We start from the raw sequence: 19,874 nt of genomic DNA, 5'->3' as shown, positions 1-19,874 counted from the left end.
GTATCGGTTAACCCTTGACCGCACCCGAGGTGAGGCCCTTGATCATGTGGCGCTGCAGCAGCAGGAACACCAGCAGAATCGGCAGCATGGTGAGCAGCGTGCCCGCCATCACCGGTCCCCAGTTGGTGACGCTCGGATTCTCGGTGTTCTGCAGCAGGGTGAGGCCGACAGGCAGGGTGGCGACGGTGGTGTCGTCGGCCATCAAGAACGGCCAGAGGTATTCGTTCCACTCGTTGACCAGCGTGACAACAGCGAAGGCAACCATGGTCGGCCCGGACATCGGCAGCACCACCCTGGTGAGTAGTCGCCACCAATTGGCGCCGTCCATCCTGGCCGCCTCGATCACCTCCACCGGCAGCGAGAGGAAGTGGTTGCGCATCAGGAACGTCCCGAAGGCGACGCCGCAGAGCGGAACGATGATGCCCTGGAAGGTGTTTCGCCAGCCCAGCTGGGCGATCAATGCGTAGTTGGAGATCACGGTGATCTGGTTGGGCACCATCAGCGCGGCGATGATGACGAGGAACACCACGTTCTTGCCGGGGAAGCGCAGGAACACCAGCCCATAGGCGCTGAGGATGCCGAGCACGAATTTGACCGCGGCGATCACGCCGGTGACGATCAGCGAGTTGCGCAGGAACGTCCAGAACGGCAGCGCGGTGGTGGCTTCCTCGTAGTTCTCCGGATGCCAGCTGTGCGGCCAGTACACGGCGGGTTGGGTGTAGATGTCCGGGCGCGCCTTGAACGAGGTGATGATGATCCAGAACAGCGGCACGCCGACGATGATCAGCACGCACAGCATGGCGGCGTAGCCGAGCAGCCGTACCAGCCGTTGCCGCGTCTGGTACGAAGACGTGGTCGGTCCGACGTGTTTCACTGCTCGCCTCGATCCATGATCCGCACCTGGATCAGCGTGATGGTCAGCAATACCAGGAACATGATGGTGGCCACGGTCGCGCCGTATCCGGCGCGGAAGTTCCGGAAGGACTCCTCGTAGACCTGGTAGACCATCGTCGTGGTTCCGGTGCCGAGCGGTCCGCCCCGTGTCATCACGTTGATGATGTCGAAGACCTGCAGCGAGTTCAGCAGCACCGTGATGGACAGGAAGAACGTGGTCGGGCGCAGCTGCGGCAGCAGCACCTTGGTGAAGGTGGTCCACCGGCTCGCGCCGTCCATCTCGGCCGCCTCCATCAGATCGGCCCGAGTGCCCTGTAGTGCGGCCAGATAGATGACGAAGGTGTAGCCGAGGTTCTTCCAGATATAGGTCACCGTCACCATGAACATCGCCCAGTGCGGGTCCTGATAGAAATCCGGCACCTCGTCCACGCCTATGCGGTGCAGCACATCCTGGACCAGGCCGAAGCTGGGATCGAAGATGAACTGGAACGCCACGCCGATGGCGGCGCCGGAGATGACGAACGGCGCGAAGATGGCCGAGCGGACCACGTTGCGGCCGAAGAGTTTACGGTCGAGCAGTAGCGCCAGCGCCAGGCCGACAACCATGCTTCCGACGACGGCGGCCACGGTGAAAACCACTGTGTTGGTGACGATCTGCCAGGAATCCGACCGGCCCCACCACTCGCGGTAGTTGTCCAACCCGATGTAGGTCACGAAGGGGTCGGAGATGTTCCAGTCGGTAAACGACAGCCGGATGTTGTCCAGCAGTGGTCGATAGACGAACAGCGACAGCAACGCGAGATTCGGTACCAGCAACACGAAGAACAGCGCGTAGTCCTGCCACGGCCGCCCCCGTCCTCCGCGACCTCGGAGTTGCGGGAGCACACGCTCGGGGCTGGTTCGCACAGCGCGCACTCTACGGAAGATAGCAAACGACCGGTTAACATCACCCGTCAACCCGCTGAACTTTCCAACCACCGACCTAGTGAAACAAAAGCCGAACACTACGATCGGACTTTGCCCGAATTGATCGTAGTGTTCGGCTCTCGGTCACCCAGTTGCTGGGCCCATGCGCTGTCGCTAGCTCTACACGTTCCAGTCGCCGAAGCCGTCACTCGCGCTCAGGGTGCCGCCGTTGGTGTTCTGCACAACGACCGGGTCGCCCTTCTTGGTGTTCTCCAGGAACCACTTGGCGTTCTCGGTGCTCACGTTCAGGCAGCCGTGGCTGGCGTTCGAAACACCCTGCTGCGAAACCGACCACGGGGCGGCGTGCACGAAGATGCCGCTGTTGGAGATCCGCGTTGCGTACTCGACCTCGAGCTTGTAGCCCTCGGGATCGGTGATCGGGACGCCGTAGGTGGACGAATCCATCGTCATCTTGCGCAGCTGCTCGCCGACGTAGTACGTGCCGTTCGGGGTCTCGTGCTTGGTCTTGCCCATCGAGGTCGGCATTTCCTTCACGACCTCACCGTTGAGGGTGATCGTGATGGTGTGCGTGGTGTCGTCGGCGGTGCTGACCAGCGCGTCGCCGATGCGGAAGGCGCTGCGGGTGTCGCCCGCCTGCACGGTCACGTCGGTGTTGGCCGGCCAGAAGTCGTTCGGCCGCCAGCGCACCTGCTTGTCGCTGACCCAGCGGAAGTGGCCGGGCGCCGGAGTCGACGAGGTGACCTTGATGGCCTTCTCGGCGGTGGCGTGATCGGTGACCGGGTCCGTGAAGTTGATGATGATCGGCTGCGCGACGCCGACGGTCTCGCCGTCGGCGATGTTGATCGACGGCGGCGCGAAGTTCGCCTTCGGCGTCTGATCGGTGGCTGCGGGGGAAGAGGAGCCGGAGCCCCCGGGCAGCGGTGCGGCCTGCGCGGGCGCGACCAGCGCGGCGCCGACCGTCGCGATCGCCGCGGACAACAGGACGCCCTGCCGGATCCGGCGGGCTAGCTGCGCTCCCCGGTGTGCAGACGACAACGACCTGGTGTGCAAAGCGACATGCATAGGTTTCTCGTCCATTCCATTTCTCATCCGCCGGTAGCGAGCGAGATCTTTCATAGGCGCGGAGCCTCTGGAGGCACCCCACGAATGTGTTGCGGAACCAGTGACATGGCCCCGCGGATGAAGCGCGGAGCCCATGACGCGGCCCCGCGGGCATTTGACGCACCCGCCCCTGACGTCCATTCCTACCGTCGGGCGCGGCTCGGGGCCACCCGCTTTTCACATTGATTCGATCCAAGTGTTCACTGTGGCGTGCGCCACAGATGTTGTTGGCGATCACCAACTTTCGCGAAAGTCGCCGGTCACAGCGGCGAGTCTCGATGTGGATGTGGAGCCGACCGGGTGGACGGTTGTAGCTGACACCAAACGGGTTCGTGATGTAAATCACGCCAAAACATCGAAGGGGATCGACCGCCGAGGACCGGTCGCGATGTTGTGCGGCACCGACAGCGGCGCCCGCCTACGCGCATAGCGCGGCGCCAGTCGCAGCCGAACCCGGCCGAGGATTGTCGCCAGCACGATCCGCAGTTCGTAGTCGGCCAACGATGCGCCGATGCAGCGCCGGTGACCGCCGCCGAACGGTGCGAACTCGAACGGCCCGTACCGGCGCTCGAGGAATCGCTCGGGCCGGAACTGCTCGGGCTCCGCCCACACCCGGGGCTCGGAATGCAGCAGCGGCACCGCGATGCCCATGGTGTCGCCGGCCGCGAGTGGGACTCCGAGCAGCGAGAACGGCGCAGTGACCCGGCGCAGCACGATCGGCACCGTGGGATGCAGACGCAGCGTTTCCTGGCACACGGCGTCGAGATAGGGCAGACCCGCCAGCTCCAGCGGCGTCGCCTCGGGGCCTGCGGCCTGTATTTCCGCGCGTAGCCGTCCCAAGGCCGCTGGTTCCCGATGCAGATGGAACAGTGCCCACACCAGCGTGGTCGCGGTGGTCTCGTGCCCCGCGACCAGCAGGGTGCGCAGCTGGTCACACAGATCGGCGTCGGAGATCGCGGTGCCGTCGTCATAACACGTCGTGAGCAGCATTCCGAGGATGTCGGCCGATCGGCTCGCCTCGTTCTTGCGCCTGGCGATATCGGTCAGGATCAGTGCGTCGAGCCGGTCGCGCGCCGCGACGAACCGATCCCACGGCGCCTGTCCGAACAGTCCGTGGCGCAGCACCGGCAGCAGCATCAGCGGCCCGGAAAACGCGGCGAGGAATTCGGCGATTGCGCTGTTGTACGCGGCCCGCTGCTCGTGGCTGTCCACTCCGAAGACGGCCTCCAGGATGACCCGCAGCGTGATGGCCCGCGCGGCCGCCCGTGAGTCGATGCGCGTGCCCGGCCGCCAGGCCGGGCCGGATCCTGCTGTGTCACCGGATATTTCGGCCAGCGCCGAATCGCGGATGAGCTCACTGTATGCCCGGATCCGGGCGCTGTGGAAGGCGGGCGCGAGCAAGGTCCGGTCCTGCCGGTGCCGCTCGCCCGCGGCGAGGATCAGCGACGCGCTGCCGACCAGCGGTTCGATCGGATTCGGCCGCGGCGGTTCGAGCAGGTCGGGCGGTGCGCGAAACATCTCGCGGGCGCCTTCGGGCGTTCCGGTGAACAGGACCGAACCGAGGCCGGGAAAGCGCACGAAGAACGGATCTCCCTCGTGCGCGCGGCGCCAGCGGAAGTACCGCTCGAAATCGATGCCCGCCGCAAGTGCGTGTGCGACCACCAGCCTCGGTGCCCGTGGGACATCCGGTGCTGGTTCGTCCCCACCATGCGACGGACCGACGTTCATATCTATAGGTACGAACTCATCGGCTTCGCGGTTCGACGTGTGGCATCAGTCCGGCGGCTCGATCGGATCGACGGCGACCTGCGTGGCCTGTCGATACTTGCGCACGGTGTTGCTTGCGATGGCCGCGACCTTCGCGAGCCGGGCGTCACCGAGCGCGGTGACGGCATTGCCGAGCCGGTTGGTGACGAAGGCGATCGACATGCCGAGCAAGGGATCGGCGTAAGCGCCGGAGCCGCCGATGCCGTAGTGCCCGAAGGCTTTTCGCGGCTGCTGTTTGGACATCAGCACCGGACGGTGATAGCCGAGGGTGAAGCGCAGCGGGAATCCGAGCACGTAGTCGCGGTTTTCGGACGGCTGCACCTGATTGATGGTTTCGATCGTCTCCGGCTTCAGCAGCTGCACGGTTTCGATCCCCTGCGTGCCGCGATCCACCTCGACCCGCCCGCCGTTGGCGAGCGCACCGTACATCTCGGCCAGTGCGCGTGCCGAGAACACGCCGTTCCATCCCGGCATCACCGCATCGTGCACCCGAGGATCGCGGACCAGCTCATCGAAGCTCTCGGGCATGCCCGCCTCGGCGAGTCCGCGGCTCGGCCGCACCCACGACAGCACTGAAGATGCGGTGTTCCAACGGATTCCGGGCGGACTCAGGTGCGGAAAGATCTTCGCGATCCGGTAGCGCTCGGATTCCGGTACTCGGAACCAGAATTCATCTCTGCCGAGCGGTACGGCGATCTCCCTGCGCAGCACATCGGTGAACGGATCACCGGTCACCCGCTGCACGATCTCGGCAACCAGCCATCCGAAGGTGATCGCGTGATAGCCGGAGGAGCGGATGCGGCGCGGGTCGGCCGGACTTTCGGCGAGGGCCCGCACCACCGCGTCGTAGTCGAGGATGCCTTCGCGGCCGGGCACCAGCCCCCGCACCCGGTGCAGCCCGGCCCGGTGCGAGAGCACATCGCGCACCGTGATGTCGGCTTTACCGTGCGCGGCGAACTCCGGCCAGTACTCGGCCACCGGTGCGTCGTAGTCGATGAGGCCGCGTTCGGCCAGCCGGTGTACCACGGTGGAGGCGACACCCTTGCCGGTGGAGAAGGTGAGTGCCACGTTGCCGCCGTTCCAGCGGCGATCCTTGGCCGCCCACCCGGCCCAGATATCGACGACGGGCCGGCCGGCGAGATAGATCGCGAGGGCGCCGCCGCCGCGGTTGGGCTGGGTGAACATGCCGAAGAAGTGGTCGGCCAACCGGACGAACCTCGGGTCGACGAGCATTTCCCGGGGCGCTGCCAGTCGCCTGCCGGATGGTTGAAAGGCAGAAACCATGCCTCGCACCTCCTGACCTGGGGACGGCCGAAGCGGGCACGAACTCAGCGGCCGGACGTTCAGCCTATCGCGGCGGGTGCGGTTTGCCAGCGACCGAACGGAGTTGCCAGACAGGTGGCGCCGGTCGTCGAACTCCAGGCGAGTGCCGCCGATCCGAGGCAGACCACGGTGTTGTCCAAGGATTCGACACCGGCGCGCGATCCGTCCAAGGCGATCGACACCGCGAGGATCGGCGCACCCGCGCCGCGCCCGCCAGGATCGGCAATCGAGGTCAGGGCCACCGCATCCCTGCCGATTCCGATCGCGATCGGAATCCCGCCTGCCCCTTCGCTCGCGCCGACGCCACCGGCGGCGCCGATCCCGAACGCGATCGCGCCGAAGGTCGCCTTCGCGTAGCCGACGCCGTCGTACCCCGCGGCGCGGGCTCGGCCGGAGGTGTCGCTCGCGGCCCGGCATGCGGCGCGTCCATCGATAACGGTGATGTCGATTCCCTGGTCCGATGAGCAGTGCACATCGGTTGCTGAGGCCACTGCCGGCAGCAGTAAGGAGGTGCCCATCGTGGCGGTCGTGCAGACGATTGTGCTGATCAGCTTCACGGACAACTCCTTTCACATGGGAATTACCACCCTACTCAGATCGGTTGCTGGGAATGCGATTCGGCTGGTGGGCCGCTGCGTCGTACCGCGGGTACCGACCAGGCGCCGTGCCGTCTTCGACTCGACGTGCGCGCCGCGCATGGTGTATGCATGGCGTGGTATTCAAGCTCTGCATTATCAACTTCGGATTCTGACGGGGGTGTGAGTTCGGAGCGTTACAGCTCGGGAGGACTGTTACGTGTCTGGTCGACTTCACTCGGGGCGGCTCGCGGTCGCCGCCGTCGCGGCGGTTGCCGCTGTTGCCGCGATCTTTGTGGCGGGATGTGGCTCCACTATCAGTGGCTCCGCACAGCCTGCGATGAACAATGGAACGGTCGATGCGCTATCGACAACAAGCACTCCGAAGACCTCGTTGGGCAGGCCGACCACTGGCAGGCCCACCTCGGGCAAGCCGACGCCGACTTCGGCGGATCGCGGCGGCAGCACCGACTTCGAGGCCAACGTCGGTGACTGCGTGACCCTGGGCGGCACGGTGGCCGACGCCACCATCGCCAAGGCATCCTGTGGCAGTCGGGTATCGAACTACAAGGTCGTCGGCAAGGCTCCGAACAACAGCCAGTGCATCAGCGACCGCGACAACTACTATGCGGAAACTCTGAACGGCATCGAGCAGGGCGCGCTCTGCCTCGATATCGACTGGGTCGTCGGCGGCTGTATGGATGTCGGCGGCGAGGATCCCAAGCGCATCGACTGCACCGAGCGCGGCACCCAGCGCGTGAAGGTGACCAACATCCAGCAGAACGCCGACGATGCGGGCGCCTGCAGCAGCGGCACCGGATTCACCTACCCGGTCAGGCATTTCGTGGTCTGCGTTCAGGAGCTCTGAACCAGCAGGTATCCCCAGCAGCGGTCACCGGCGGATTCCTGGCCCTGCGGCTAGGTTGGGTGGGTGAGCACCCTGGAGCTACCCCGATTACATTCGGCCAAGGGCCGCTGGATCCTGCTGGCCACTATCCTCGGGTCGTCGGTGGCCTCGCTCGATGCCACCGTCGTCAACATCGCGCTGCCGCGCATCGGTGAGTCGTTGAACACCGACGTCGCCGGCCTGCAGTGGACGCTCAACGGCTACACGCTCACGCTCGCGTCGTTCATCCTGCTCGGCGGATCGCTCGGTGATCGCCTCGGCCGCCGCAAGGTCTTCGTCTGGGGCACCATCGGTTTCGCCATCGCCTCGGTGCTGTGCGGTGCCGCGGTGAACATCGAGATGCTGGTCTTCGCCCGCATCCTGCAGGGTGTGGCGGGCGCCATGCTGACACCGGGCAGCCTGGCGCTGATCTCCTCGTCCATCGATCAGCGCGACCAGGGTGCGGCGATCGGGCTGTGGTCGGGGTTCGGCGGCGTCGCCGGTGCGCTCGGCCCGTTCCTCGGTGGCTGGCTGATCGACGTGGCGGGCTGGCAGTCCATCTTCTTCATCAATGTGCCGCTCGCACTGGTCGTCGTGCTGGTCACGCTGCGGCATGTGCCGGAAAGTCACGATCCGAATGCCGCCGCGCGCCTGGATATTCCGGGAGCGGTGGTGGTCGCGCTGGCGCTGGGCGCGCTGACCTTCGGTTTGATCGACGAGATGCCGCTGCTCGTTGTCGCGGGCCTGCTGCTGCTTGCGCTGTTCGTGGTCATCGAAGTGCGTAGTGATCATCCGTTGGTGCCGCCGTCGCTGTTCACCGGGTCGATGACGCGGGAAGCGAGTGCTGCGCAAGCCGTCGCCTCCGGGCCGTTCCCTTCCGGCGGGCGGGTGTTCACCGCGGCGAATCTGGTCACGCTCGCGGTCTACGCCGCCCTCGGCGGCGTCTTCTTCCTGCTGGTCATGCAGTTGCAGCTGGTGGCCGGATACTCGCCATTGATGTCGGGCGTCGCCACTGTCCCCGTCACGCTGATCATGCTGGTGCTCTCGGCGCCCGCGGGCCGATGGGCCCAGGTACACGGTCCACGCATCCCGATGACGGCCGGACCGCTACTCGCGGGTGGTGGGCTGGTGCTGTTGCTGCGCATCGGACCGGACACCACCTATGTGACCGACGTGCTGCCCGGCGTGCTGTTGTTCGGCCTCGGCCTGTCGGTGCTCGTCGCCCCGCTCACCGGTGCGGTGCTCGGTGCGGTGCCCTCCAGTGAGGCCGGTATCGCCTCCGGTGTGAACAATGCCGTCGCCCGCACCGCTCAGCTGCTCGCCGTCGCCGCGCTGCCCGGGCTGGCCGGGATCTCCGGATCGCTGAGCGACCCGGTCGAATTCGATCGCGGGTTCGGTGTCGCCATGTGGATCTGTGTCGGCCTGCTGGTGGCGGGCGCGCTGCTGGCCGCGTTGCTGTTGCGGCAGCCGCGCCATACACCGTTGCTGGACAACGTCGACTGCATGCCGCAGTGCGGAATGTCGGGTCCCGCGGTGGCGCCCGCCGTGCACGAAGCGGCCGTCAACGAAAAATGAGCGGGCCGCACGGGCCCGCTCATTTCTTTCCGACAGCGTTGGATCAGATCGGGTTGAAGCCCGCGCCGATGTCGCCACGTGCGTTGATGTCACCCATGATCGAGCTCATGTTGGTGCCGACCTCGGGCCCGAAGCAGGCGATGGCGAGGTAGGCGTTCACCATGCCGACCAGCGTGGTGCCGACGACGACCGGCGCGCCGGAATCGCCTTCCACCACACACATTTGCGACCAGGTCTCCATATTCGACCCGAAGACATCGCCCCAGGAGATCCCGCAGGTGTTGCCGGTGGTCCGGCCTTCCTTGCAGACGATCATCGGGAACCGGGCCGGGCCGCCGATCCCGGTGATGGTCACGTTGCCGATGCGGTTCACCGGGGTGATCTTGCCCGGCTGGAACTCGATGATGGCGTAGTCGAGATCGTGGTTGGAGTAGACGAACCGGCCGATCTGGCCTGCGCCGCGGTCTGCCTCGGCGTACACCTGAGCGCCCGGGTCGCCGCAGTGTCCGGCGGTGAGGCCGACAAGTCGACCGCCGCCGTCGTAACCCACTGTGGTGACTGTGCATTCGAACTGATTGTCGATGATGATCCCCGAACCACCGCCCACGACCGGCGGGGCGGGTGCCGCGTCCGCTGCCCCTGCGCCCGTCCCGAGCAGCGCCGCACCAAGAGCTACGGCGAAGGCGGCGTTGGCCACCTTGGCGAGTTTGCTGAACATGTCCCTCCAGAGGTCGGAAATCCGCACGATATCAATCTGTCGCACCCATCGTGTCAGTATTCGGCCCCGGGCGCGTCATGTACTGGCCATGGCCGGGGGTGGTGCAGTGGCCACCTCATTTTTCGACATTTCAGGTCTAGCGTCTCTTACTACCGTAATAGCAGTCTTCTATAAGTAACACTGTTTGCGCATCGAGTTTGTGTTTCGGCGACAAGTTCGTTGTGTCATGTCCGGTGCTCCGAAACAAATGCGATTTTCGATGAATATATTCCTCGTAATTGCGTCGAGATACTGAACATGACGCTGATCTGCGCAGGTGAACTGTAACTTGTTCTAGAAGATGGACGGTTAACTTTGGGCCCCGTACCAACGTCCGTGCCGCGTCTCATAGCTTTTCGCGAACAGTGACACGCGGCTATGACTGCAATCACATGACGATGGTGTGTTCTGCACTACTCCGTAGTAAGGTGCGTCAAGCAAAGCAAGTCGTCGGGGTTTGGTTACCGGCGTCGAGAGGGGTTAGTCAGTGCAGTCGACCGAGAGTCCACCGTCGGAGTCACGGATGAGTGATGCGGTTGATTGGGTAAAAGGCTACTGGCAAGACCATCCGAAGCGGTCACTCGAGACCTTCGGCAGGCAGATCACGATGGGATTCGCCGCCGTTGCCGAGCTGTTCATCGCGATATTCCGACGCCGCTTTCCCTACAAAGAGTTCATCAAGCAGTGTGCTTTCATGTCGAGCGTCGCTGCGGCGCCGACGCTGTTGGTCGCGATCCCGATCGGTGTCATCGTTTCCATTCAGGTCGGCGCGGTCGCCGGCCAGGTCGGCGCGACCTCCTTCATCGGCGCGGCCAACGGTCTCGGCATCATCCAGCAAGGCGCACCGCTGGTCACCTCGCTGATGATCGCGGGCGCTGTCGGTTCGGCGATCTGCGCGGATCTCGGCTCGCGCACCATCCGCGAGGAGATCGACGCGATGCGGGTGATGGGCGTCGATCCGCTGCGCCGCCTGGTCGCCCCTCGGCTCGGTGCCGCCATGTTGGTCAGTGTGCTGCTCTGCGGTTTCGTTGTTTTCGTCGGATTCTTGACCGGCTACATTTTCAATATTTTCGCACAGAACGGTACGCCCGGTTCTTACGTCGGCACCTTCTCCTCGTTCGCAGTGACCGTCGATCTCCTTGTGGCACTGGTGAAATCGCTGATCTTCGGGTTGCTCGCGGCCATCATCGCCTGCGATACCGGGCTCAATACCCGTGGCGGCCCCGGCGGAGTGGCGAACTCGGTGAACTCCGCGGTGGTCAGCTCCGCGATCATGTTGTTCGGAGTGAACCTCATCATCACCCAGATCTACAACGTACTTCTCCCTCCACAGGTGGTCTGAGCCGGTGTCATCAACTTATGTGCCGCCGCTGCTGCGGCCACTTCAGCAACTGAAGAAGTCCGCGCAGTGGCCGGTAAATATGGTCGCGCGCCTGGGGCACCAGGTGTTCTTTTTCCTACGGTCGATCGCGTCGATCCCTACGGCGCTCAAGCAGTATCCGAAGGAAGTGTGGCGGCTGCTCTCGGATGTCACCTGGGGCAACGGCAGCCTGGTCGTCGGCGGCGGCACCATCGGCGTTGTGCTGATCCTCAGCGCGTTCGGCGGCATGACGGTCGGCATCCAGGGCTACACCTCGCTGAATCTGCTCGGCCTCAGCCCGATCACCGGCGCCATCTCGGCCTTCGCCACCACCCGAGAACTGGGACCGCTGTTGGCGGCCTTGGCATTTGCCGCCCAGGCAGGCTGTCGATTCACCGCGCAGCTGGGCGCGATGCGCATCTCCGAAGAGATCGACGCGCTCGACTCCATCGCCATCAAGCCGCTGCCCTACCTGGTGAGCACTCGCATGTTCGCGGCGATGGTCGCCATCGTCCCGCTCTACTGCCTCGGCCTCGCCATGGCCTACATCTCGTGCTCGCTGACCGTGCAGCTGATCGGAGGCACATCGAGCGGCACCTACGCGCACTACTTCTATCAGTTCCTCATACCGACGGACGTGCTCTACTCACTGGCCAAGGCCATGCTGTTCGTCGCGATCACCACGTTCATCCAGTGCTACTACGGCTTCTTCGCCTCCGGTGGACCGGAAGGTGTGGGTGTCGCGGCGGGCCGGGCGATCAAGATGTGCATCATCGTGGTGGTGTTCGCGGACCTGTTCATGACGTTGGCGATCTGGGGCGTCAACCCCGGCATCCGGATTTCTGGGTAGGGCGAGATGATCATCGATCCGAGTGGGCGCGGACCCACCATGCGGCAGTTGCTCATCGCAGGCGTCTGCGGTCTGGTCGTCTTCGCGCTGCTCCTGGGCTTCCTGATGGCCCGCTACCGCGGCTATTTCGTGCCGAAGGTGAATGTGGTCGCCAATCTGACGACCACCGGCGACGGACTGCCGAGTCAGGCCGACGTCAAGTTCCGCGGCGTGCTCGTCGGGGCTGTCAAGAACGTCAACGTGGCCGCCAAGGGCGAAGAGCAGAAGGTGCAGATCGAGCTGAAGCCGGAGTTCGCCGACGACATCCCGTCGAATGTGACCGCCCGAGTTGTGCCGAGCAACCTGTTCGCCGTCACCTCCGTCGAGCTCGTCTTCAACGGACCCGCCGACCAGTACCTGCACGATGGCTCGCAGATCGAAGAGGACCGCAGCCAGGGCACCATCGCGCTGCAGGACACGCTGACCACGGTCCGCACCATCCTCGACAAGATCGACCCGGTCCAGTTCGGCCGCGTGCTCGGCACGCTGTCGCAGGCGCTCGACGGCAGCGGCCGGATGCCCGGCTCCACCGTCGAACGGCTGGATCGCTGGCTCACCGCGGTCGACGAGTCGATCCCGAACCTCGGTGTGCTGCTGGACGATTTCTCCCACTCGTTCCAGGCGCTCAACCAGTCCGCGCCGGAGCTGCTCGACGTGCTCGGCAGTTCGGTGAAGACCGCACAGACGATCGCCGACCGGCGCACCGCGCTGATCGTGCTGATCTCCAACGGCGCGGGCACGGTGGACACCGTGAACGCACTCTTCGCGCGCAACGGTGACGTGGGCAAGCAGGTGACCGCGGGCACCAGCGACATGTTCGGTGCGCTCGCGGGCGATGCGAACTCGATCCCGGAGGCGATCGAGAGCCTCAACACCTCGCTGCGCAAACTGAGCCAGACCTTCCATTGGGGCCCGCAGCGGCAGATGGTGTGGAACGCAGGCGTCACGCTCACCCCGTACAAGCCGTACACCGTGGACGACTGCCCTCGCTACGGCAGTCTGCCCGGTCCGAGCTGCGTCACCGCACCGGCGATCGCCGACCCCGGCTACCTGCCGGAGTCGATGCGGCCGCGGGCGCTGGATTCGGCGGCCGGCCTGCCGAGGCTGCCGCTGCCCGCGGGTCTGCCGGACATCCCGGGTGTGACCACTCCGGGTGGCACCGCGGACACCGCCGGTGTGCCCGGCTCGAACGCGCCGAGGTCCTCGAGCCCGTTCGCGGGCACACCGCTGGAAGGGCTTTTCCCCCAGCTGTTCCCGCCCGCACCCGGCGGCTCCCCCACTCCCGCGCCGGCGGCCGAGCCGGCGCCGGGGCTACCCGCGCGGCCGGCCAGTACCCCGTCGGCCGGTCCCATTGCGTACGAAGGAGATGCCGCGATCACCGCGCTGCTCGGGCGGCGTCCGACGACCGCCGAATATCTGTTGCTGAGTTCGGCGCTGCGTGGGGGAACCCTGCAGGTCACCGAGAGCGGTGAGGGCAAGTGAGCGTTCGCAAACCCCTGATCGGATTCGGTCTGTTCGCGTTGGTGTCGATCCTGGTGACCGTGGTCATCTGGAACACCCTCGCGCGCGTCGTCGACGGTGACACCAACAGTTACACAGCCACATTCACCGATGTGCTCGGACTGCGTGAGGGCGACGACGTTCGCATGGCAGGCGTGCGGGTCGGCAAGGTCGAGAAGATCGAACTCGACCGGAAGAACGACGCCAAGGTGACGTTCATCGTGCAGCGCAACCAGACGGTGTACGACGACACGAAAGCCCTTGTCCGCTACCAGAACCTGATCGGCCAACGGTATATCGCGCTGGCGCCGGGCAAATCGGCGAGCCCGGCCGCACTGAAGAACAACGCGAGCATTCCGCTGGAACGCACCGAGCCGTCCTTCGACGTTTCGGCGCTGCTCAACGGATTCCAGCCGCTGTTCCAGGTATTGCAGCCCGAGCAGGTGAACAGGCTGTCGGAGACCTTCATCCAGGCATTGCAGGGTGACGGTGTTTCGTTGAGCGCGTTCATCACTCAAGCCGCGACCCTGGCCACGGATTTCCAGCGCCGGGACGCAATTCTCAGCGATGTGATCACCAACCTCAGCGGCGTGATGCAGGGGTTGGCCAAGCGAGGTGATGAATTGGAGACCTTGGTAACCCAGACCCGGTCACTGATCGGCGGTCTGTACGACCAGGGACAGTCCCTGCAGCAATCCACTGTGCAGATCGCGGATGCGACCAGCTCCCTGGTCGACATGATCGGACTGGTGCAGCCGAAGATGAAGACGGCGCAGGACTCGACGAGCGCCGCGCTGACGCTGCTGATCGCCAATGGCGCCAGGCTCGACCAGGCGGCCATCGACCTGCCCGGGATGCTCTCGAACCTCGGCAAGGCCACCCAGGACGGCGCCTACGCGAACGCCTACATGTGCAAACTGGATGTCTCGCTGTACGGCATCCTGCTCCCGCGCGGTCTGCTCACCCAGATCGGCGGCAACGGACAGTCGGCGGTGTGCCGCCCATGATGACCAAGATCAGATCCAGGTTCGACAACAACCGGAACTTCTGGCTCGGCGTCGTCGGCGCGGTGCTCGTTCTCGGGCTGCTGATCGGCTCGAGCGCCTACAAGCTGATCGGTGTCGGCGAGCAGACGGTGAAGGCCGAATTCGCCCAGACCGCAGGGGTCAAGGTCGGCGACAAGGTCAACGTGGCCGGCGTCCCGAGTGGCCGGGTTGTGGATGCGAAGCTCGAGGGCGGACACATTCTGCTCTCCCTGAGCGTCAATGACGACATCGAGCTCGGACCGGACGCCAAGGCCTCTATCAAGATGGCAACGCTGCTGGGCGCCAGGTACGTGGATCTGGAGCCGGGTGACGGTTCGGGTCTGAAGGGCAATCGGATTCCGTTGTCCAACACCGCGGTTCCCTACAACCTCGCCGATGTGGTCGAGATCGGCACCCCGAAGTTCGAGGCGCTCGACACCAAGAAGCTGGCTACCTCGCTGGACATGATCAACAAGCAGATGGGCGATTCACCGCAGCTCACGGCGCAGGCGCTGGACAGCATCGGCGTGCTGGCCAAGGTGATGGACGCGCGCAAGGGCGAGGTCGACGGTCTGCTCAAGGATCTCAATCGGGTCACCCAGATTCTCGGCGACAACCGCAACAGTGTGCTGTTGGTGATCACCCAGGGCGAGGCCATCGCGAACCGGGTGATGGAGCGCCAGGGCCTGCTGCGCCAGCTGCTGGACAATGTGTCGACGCTCAGTAGGCAGTTGCAGGAGATCGGCGCTGCGAACAACAACCAGCTCGGCCCGACCATCACGCAGCTGAACACCATGGCAGAGGGTCTGCAGAAGAACAAGGACAATCTCGACAGGCTGCTGCAGATCATGCCGGTGTCGGTGCGCCAGTTCAACAATGCGTTCGGTAACGGTCCCTACGGTGAGGTCGGTCTGCCGTGGGTGTTCCCCGATAACTGGTTGTGCTTCGCCCACATGATCGAGGGATGCCAGGGATGAACCTCAGGACCATCGCCAAGACCGTCGCGATCAGCGCCGCGGCGCTCGCGGTCGGCAGCTGCTCGATTCTGCCGAGCTCGGTGAACAACGCCTTCGGCAACCAAATGCACATCACCGCGGACTTCGAGAACATCGCGGGTATGTACGAGGGCAATCCGGTGACGGTGCTCGGGCTGGAAGTCGGCAAGGTAGACAAGATCATTCCGAAGGGCACTCTGGTCGAGGTCCACCTGTCGATCGACTCCGGGGTGAAGATCCCGAAAGATGCGATGGCCGCGATTGTTTCGCCGTCCATCGTGACCGATCGACACATCGAGCTGACCCCGGTCTACACCCAGGGCGCCACCATGTCCGACGGCGCTCACCTGCTGAAGGCGCGCACCAGGACGCCGGTCGAGCTGGATACGATGATCAAGACCATCGATCAGTTCGCCGCCGCACTGAAGCCCGAACCCGGTTCCGAAGGCATCGGCCCACTCTCGGGCCGGGTGCTGTACCCGATGGTGAACGGCCAGGGCGAAAAGATGCGCGACACACTCAATGCGCTCTCCGGCGCACTGAAGGTCGGCGTCGACAACAAGGATGCGGTCTCCAACATCATCGTCAAGCTGAACGAGCTGACCACGATGCTGGCCGAAAACGACCAGTCCGTCCGTGATTTCAGCAATCGGATGACGCAGATGACGGGACTGCTGGCCGATCAGGCGCCCGGCCTCGAGGCGACGTTGCAACAGCTCAACGACTTCCTGAACAACACCAGTTCGGTGTTCGTGCAGTACCAGGATCAGTTGTCGAGCTCGCTCGTCGGGCTGACCAAGGTGACCGACCAACTGCGCGCCAATGCGCGTGGCGTCACCGAGGTCGTCGATATCGCGCCGTTGCTCATGTACAACCTTGATCGGTCGGTGAACAGGGAGATGGGTTACATCCGACTGCACGGAAATATCCAGACCTTCCTCAATGGCGAGCTGTTGAGCGTGTTCTGTGAACGGATTCAGATGAAGCCGGACGGATGCCGAACCGGGAGGCTCGAGGACCTGGGACCCGACCTGGGAATTACGGCGGCACTGCTGGGGATGACCAAATGACCAACCGGCTGATCAAGAACGCAAGCCGCACGCTGATCGCGTTGGCGGTGGCGACCGGTGTCGCGGTGACCTCCGGTTGCGGATTCACCGTGGAGAAACTGCCGCTGCCCAAGCCGGGCGCGAGCGGCGAAACCTACACCGTGCACGCGGTTTTCGAGAACGCGCTGAACCTGCCGGATCAGGCCAAGGTGAAGATCGGCGGTTCGGATGTCGGGGTGGTCTCCAACATCAGGACGAAGAACTTCCAGGCCATCGTCGATCTGACCATTCGCAAGGACATCGAGTTGCCCCTCGGCAGCACCGCCGAGCTGCGTCAGGCCACGCCGCTCGGTGATGTTTTCATCTCGGTGTCCAAGCCGAAGTCGGAGCCGGGCACGCGGATCCTGCACGAGGGTGACACGCTCGGGCTCGACAAGACCTCGGCGGGCGCCACGGTCGAGGAGCTGCTCATCTCGGTCTCCATGCTGTTCAACGGCGGCGGTGTCGCCGCGCTGAGCAAGCTGACCTCGGAGCTGGATTCGATCGTCGGCGGTCGCGGTGCACAGATGGCACATCTGATCACCGAGATGACCGGGGTCGTCACAAGTTTGAACGACAACACCACCCGCGTCGACAACGTGCTCAACCAGTTCAGCGCGCTGGCGACGACCATCGAGACCAGGCGCTCGGAACTCGGTCAGGTCGCCGACACGCTGCCGCAGATGATCGGTGCCGTCGCGGAGAACAACCGGGCTATCGGCGACTTGCTGACCAAGATTTCGACGACCAGCGCGGCGCTCGGCGACTACGCCAGCAGCTCGGGCGGTCAACTGGCCAGCCTGCTCGACAATGTCCATCAGCTGATGGACGCGCTGGCCAGGACCGAACAGAATTTCGGACCGGCGCTGGATGCGCTGCGCGAGATGAAACCCGGTGTCGACGCGTCGTTCCGCGGCAACAGCCTCGCCGTCTACGCGACCGCGACGAACCTCGACCTCAGCGTGCTGAGCGACCCGGCGCACGGCAAGATCCAGGATCTTCGTGACGTGGGCGATTTCGCGGGCAGCCTGATCACCGTCCTGCAGTTGATCCAAGCCCGAGTGACGGGGGCCTATAAGTGACCTGGCTGAAGAACCTGTTCGGGCGCAAGCTCCTGTTATCGAGCATCGGTCTGGTGCTGGTGTTCCTCGTCGGCGCCAGCTATCTGCTGGTGAGCGTCATGCGGGTGAACCCGCTGAAGTCCAACTACACCGTCACGGTGAATCTGGACCGCTCGGGCGGTCTGCAGCCCGGCAACGATGTGACGCTGCGCGGATACCGGATCGGCAAGGTGACCTCGATCGAGCTGACCGACCGCGGCCAATCCATCGCCGCCAAGGCCCAGATCGACTCGAAGTACAAGATTCCGGTCGATACCGCGATCGCGGTGCAGGCGCTGTCCGGCGCGGGCGAGCAATACGTCGATTTCCGGCCGGGCACCGAGCAGGGGCCCTATCTTCGTGACGGTTCGGTCCTCGAGTTCGATCCGGAGAAGATCAAGACCCCGACCCCGGTGTGGTCGGTGCTGGACAACTCCAGCGCGCTGATCGCGCAGATCGACCCGGACAAGTTCGGTGCCATCCTCTCCGAGCTCGACATCGCGCTCAGTGGCGGCCCTGATCAGTTGCGCGGCATGGTGAACGGCATCAGCCTGGCCATGGCGGGCTTCGATTCGCTGCTGCCGCAGACCCAGAACCTGATCACCAATCTGCGCACCATCGCGGACACCACCTCGCATGCCCAGCCCGATCTGGCCACGCTGACCCGCAATTCGGGTGCGCTGTTCACTCAGTTCAACAACGCCAACGCCGAATTGCAGACGATTCTCGAGCAGGCGCCCGGCCAGCTGACCAGTCTCGGCGCGGTGCTGGACAAGACCTCGGACCCGATCACCAGTCTGGCTGCCAATTTCTCGGCGATGACCAAGGCCGCGCAGTTGCGCATCCCGGCGCTGCAGGCCCTGTTCCCTTCGTTGAAGGTCGGTCTGTCGGCGGCGGGTGTGCCCGCGCACGACGGCGAATTCTTCACCATCGCCGACATCTGGGTTCGGCCGATCTGCCAGTACAAGCACGTGCCGCTGCGCAATGAGGTCATCCAGGACGGCTCGCTGCCCAAGTGGAACTACTGCGAGAGCCCGCCGCCCGGACTGCAGATTCGCGGTTCGGCGAACGCACCGCGACCGAATGTTCCCGACAATGGCGCCCAGGTACCGCCCAACGTGGATCCGAATGAAATGACCCTCCCGCCGGTGCGGTGAGTCGACCACCGCCGGCGACTGCGTACAGGTCGCTCGAAACAACCCGCTTCGGCGGCGCTGCCGCCGGGCGGGGATACTCGCCCGCAGAGTTCGAACGGTTCGCCGCATGCGAGCTGATAAGGCTGAATCGGCGTGCCAGAGCGCGCCGGGAAAGTGCAGGATTGTATCGATGTCCAACGATGATGCTGGAACCGACAACCCCGAATCGAAGCGGGACCCGGAGGCCGAGAACACCACTGCCGCCGACTCCACGGCACCGGACAGTCCGGTAGCCGACGACAAGACAGTCGAGCTCGGAAAGTCGGATGCCGCGGGGACTGCCGCCGCGGGCAAAGATGCTGCCGCCGAGACCAAGTCGGCCGAGAAGAAGACGGCGAACACCGAGCCCGCTGCCGACACCGCCAAGGGTGGCTTCGGGGCTGTTCCGGTGGTTGCCGCCTTCGTGGCGGGCATTCTGCTGGTGGCCGCGGTAACCGCGGTCGCCGTGTTCTATCTGCAGGCCACCGACCGCGGCGACAAATTGGACGCGCAAGCAGACGCGACCAAGGCCGCCTGCGAATACGGCCGTCTCATCTCCACTTACGACCCGGACACCATCGACGACTACCTGAAGAAGGTGGACGCCGCCTCGACCGGCGAGTGGAAGCAAACCTTCGGCAAGCTCGGCCAGGACCTCAAGGGTGTGGTCGTCGATGCCAAGGCCAAGTCGTCGACATACGACATGCAGTGCGGCTTCCAGTCCGGTGACAAGGACAAGGCCACCGTGCTCGTGGTGATCGGCCAGACCACCACCAATGTCAACATCGCCGCGGCGGGCAAGCCGCCGAGCCGAGTCGAACTCGTCGTGGTTGCCGGCCTGGAAAAGGACGGCGGCAAGTGGCTGGTCAACAAGTTCGACCTGCCGATCCTCAAGCAGCTCGGCAATAACTGACCCGACCGAAGCGCCTCCGGCGGT

Annotated in this window: 18 protein-coding genes; 11 read left to right on the top strand and 7 right to left on the bottom strand. The window is 64.7% G+C overall.

The window, feature by feature from the left end:
* Positions 1–7 precede the first annotated feature (7 nt).
* From OHQ90_RS04735 to OHQ90_RS04710, 6 genes are all read right to left on the bottom strand, one after another.
* Positions 8–799: a carbohydrate ABC transporter permease gene (locus OHQ90_RS04735; protein WP_328412548.1), complete on the bottom strand. Its 792-nt coding sequence runs from the start codon at positions 797–799 to the stop codon at positions 8–10.
* 71 nt (positions 800–870) lie between these two features.
* A complete protein-coding gene (locus tag OHQ90_RS04730) occupies positions 871–1,800 on the bottom strand; it encodes a carbohydrate ABC transporter permease (protein WP_328407687.1) in 930 nt (309 codons plus the stop codon).
* A gap of 180 nt (positions 1,801–1,980) precedes the next feature.
* A complete protein-coding gene (locus OHQ90_RS04725; RefSeq protein WP_328407685.1) occupies positions 1,981–2,898 on the bottom strand; it encodes a L,D-transpeptidase in 918 nt (305 codons plus the stop codon).
* 366 nt (positions 2,899–3,264) lie between these two features.
* Positions 3,265–4,584, bottom strand: coding sequence for a cytochrome P450 (locus OHQ90_RS04720; RefSeq protein ID WP_328407684.1), 1,320 nt, complete (start codon positions 4,582–4,584; stop codon positions 3,265–3,267).
* Between the two features lie 111 nt (positions 4,585–4,695).
* Positions 4,696–5,973, bottom strand: coding sequence for a serine hydrolase domain-containing protein (locus tag OHQ90_RS04715; RefSeq protein WP_328407682.1), 1,278 nt, complete (start codon positions 5,971–5,973; stop codon positions 4,696–4,698).
* Positions 5,974–6,032: 59 nt separating this feature from the next.
* Positions 6,033–6,569, bottom strand: a complete 537-nt coding sequence (locus tag OHQ90_RS04710; protein WP_328407680.1) for a DUF6764 family protein — start codon at positions 6,567–6,569, stop codon at positions 6,033–6,035.
* 238 nt (positions 6,570–6,807) lie between these two features.
* Here OHQ90_RS04710 and lppU point away from each other — a divergent pair, with 238 nt between their 5' ends.
* Together lppU and OHQ90_RS04695 are read left to right on the top strand one after the other, a co-directional pair.
* Positions 6,808–7,455 (top strand): LppU family putative lipoprotein, encoded by a 648-nt coding sequence (lppU, locus tag OHQ90_RS39340; RefSeq protein WP_442941313.1) that lies wholly within the window; start codon positions 6,808–6,810, stop codon positions 7,453–7,455.
* A 63-nt stretch (positions 7,456–7,518) separates the two neighbouring features.
* Positions 7,519–9,048: an MFS transporter gene (locus tag OHQ90_RS04695; protein ID WP_328407674.1), complete on the top strand. Its 1,530-nt coding sequence runs from the start codon at positions 7,519–7,521 to the stop codon at positions 9,046–9,048.
* A gap of 43 nt (positions 9,049–9,091) precedes the next feature.
* Here the strand turns inward: OHQ90_RS04695 and OHQ90_RS04690 are convergent, their stop codons facing one another.
* The gene (locus OHQ90_RS04690; RefSeq protein WP_328407672.1) at positions 9,092–9,766 is read right to left on the bottom strand and encodes a S1 family peptidase; all 675 of its coding nucleotides are present in this window, start codon (positions 9,764–9,766) and stop codon (positions 9,092–9,094) included.
* A gap of 562 nt (positions 9,767–10,328) precedes the next feature.
* Between OHQ90_RS04690 and OHQ90_RS04685 the strand changes: the two genes are divergently transcribed.
* From OHQ90_RS04685 to OHQ90_RS04645, 9 genes are all read left to right on the top strand, one after another.
* On the top strand, positions 10,329–11,147 hold the full coding sequence (locus tag OHQ90_RS04685; protein ID WP_328407670.1) for an MlaE family ABC transporter permease: 819 nt from the start codon (positions 10,329–10,331) through the stop codon (positions 11,145–11,147).
* A 4-nt stretch (positions 11,148–11,151) separates the two neighbouring features.
* Positions 11,152–12,015 (top strand): MlaE family ABC transporter permease, encoded by an 864-nt coding sequence (locus OHQ90_RS04680; RefSeq protein WP_328407669.1) that lies wholly within the window; start codon positions 11,152–11,154, stop codon positions 12,013–12,015.
* A gap of 6 nt (positions 12,016–12,021) precedes the next feature.
* Positions 12,022–13,536, top strand: coding sequence for an MlaD family protein (locus OHQ90_RS04675; protein WP_328407668.1), 1,515 nt, complete (start codon positions 12,022–12,024; stop codon positions 13,534–13,536).
* Positions 13,533–14,561 (top strand): MCE family protein, encoded by a 1,029-nt coding sequence (locus tag OHQ90_RS04670; RefSeq protein WP_328407667.1) that lies wholly within the window; start codon positions 13,533–13,535, stop codon positions 14,559–14,561. The genes OHQ90_RS04675 and OHQ90_RS04670 overlap by 4 nt, the downstream gene beginning before the upstream one ends.
* Positions 14,558–15,556, top strand: a complete 999-nt coding sequence (locus OHQ90_RS04665; protein WP_442941312.1) for an MCE family protein — start codon at positions 14,558–14,560, stop codon at positions 15,554–15,556. Before OHQ90_RS04670 ends, OHQ90_RS04665 begins: the two co-directional genes overlap by 4 nt.
* Complete coding sequence (locus tag OHQ90_RS04660; protein WP_328407665.1) at positions 15,553–16,644, top strand: MlaD family protein; 1,092 nt, start codon at positions 15,553–15,555, stop codon at positions 16,642–16,644. The genes OHQ90_RS04665 and OHQ90_RS04660 overlap by 4 nt, the downstream gene beginning before the upstream one ends.
* Positions 16,641–17,744: an MlaD family protein gene (locus OHQ90_RS04655; protein WP_328407663.1), complete on the top strand. Its 1,104-nt coding sequence runs from the start codon at positions 16,641–16,643 to the stop codon at positions 17,742–17,744. The genes OHQ90_RS04660 and OHQ90_RS04655 overlap by 4 nt, the downstream gene beginning before the upstream one ends.
* 5 nt (positions 17,745–17,749) lie before the next feature.
* A complete protein-coding gene (locus OHQ90_RS04650; RefSeq protein WP_328412545.1) occupies positions 17,750–18,919 on the top strand; it encodes an MlaD family protein in 1,170 nt (389 codons plus the stop codon).
* A gap of 169 nt (positions 18,920–19,088) precedes the next feature.
* Complete coding sequence (locus OHQ90_RS04645) at positions 19,089–19,850, top strand: hypothetical protein (RefSeq protein ID WP_328407661.1); 762 nt, start codon at positions 19,089–19,091, stop codon at positions 19,848–19,850.
* The last annotated feature ends 24 nt before the right edge of the window (positions 19,851–19,874 follow it).

The organism is Nocardia sp. NBC_00403, assembly GCF_036046055.1.
In the GTDB taxonomy this organism is placed as follows: domain Bacteria; phylum Actinomycetota; class Actinomycetes; order Mycobacteriales; family Mycobacteriaceae; genus Nocardia.
The sequence above is the reverse complement of the archived record's forward strand: the minus strand, read 5'-3'. Positions and strand labels throughout refer to the sequence as shown.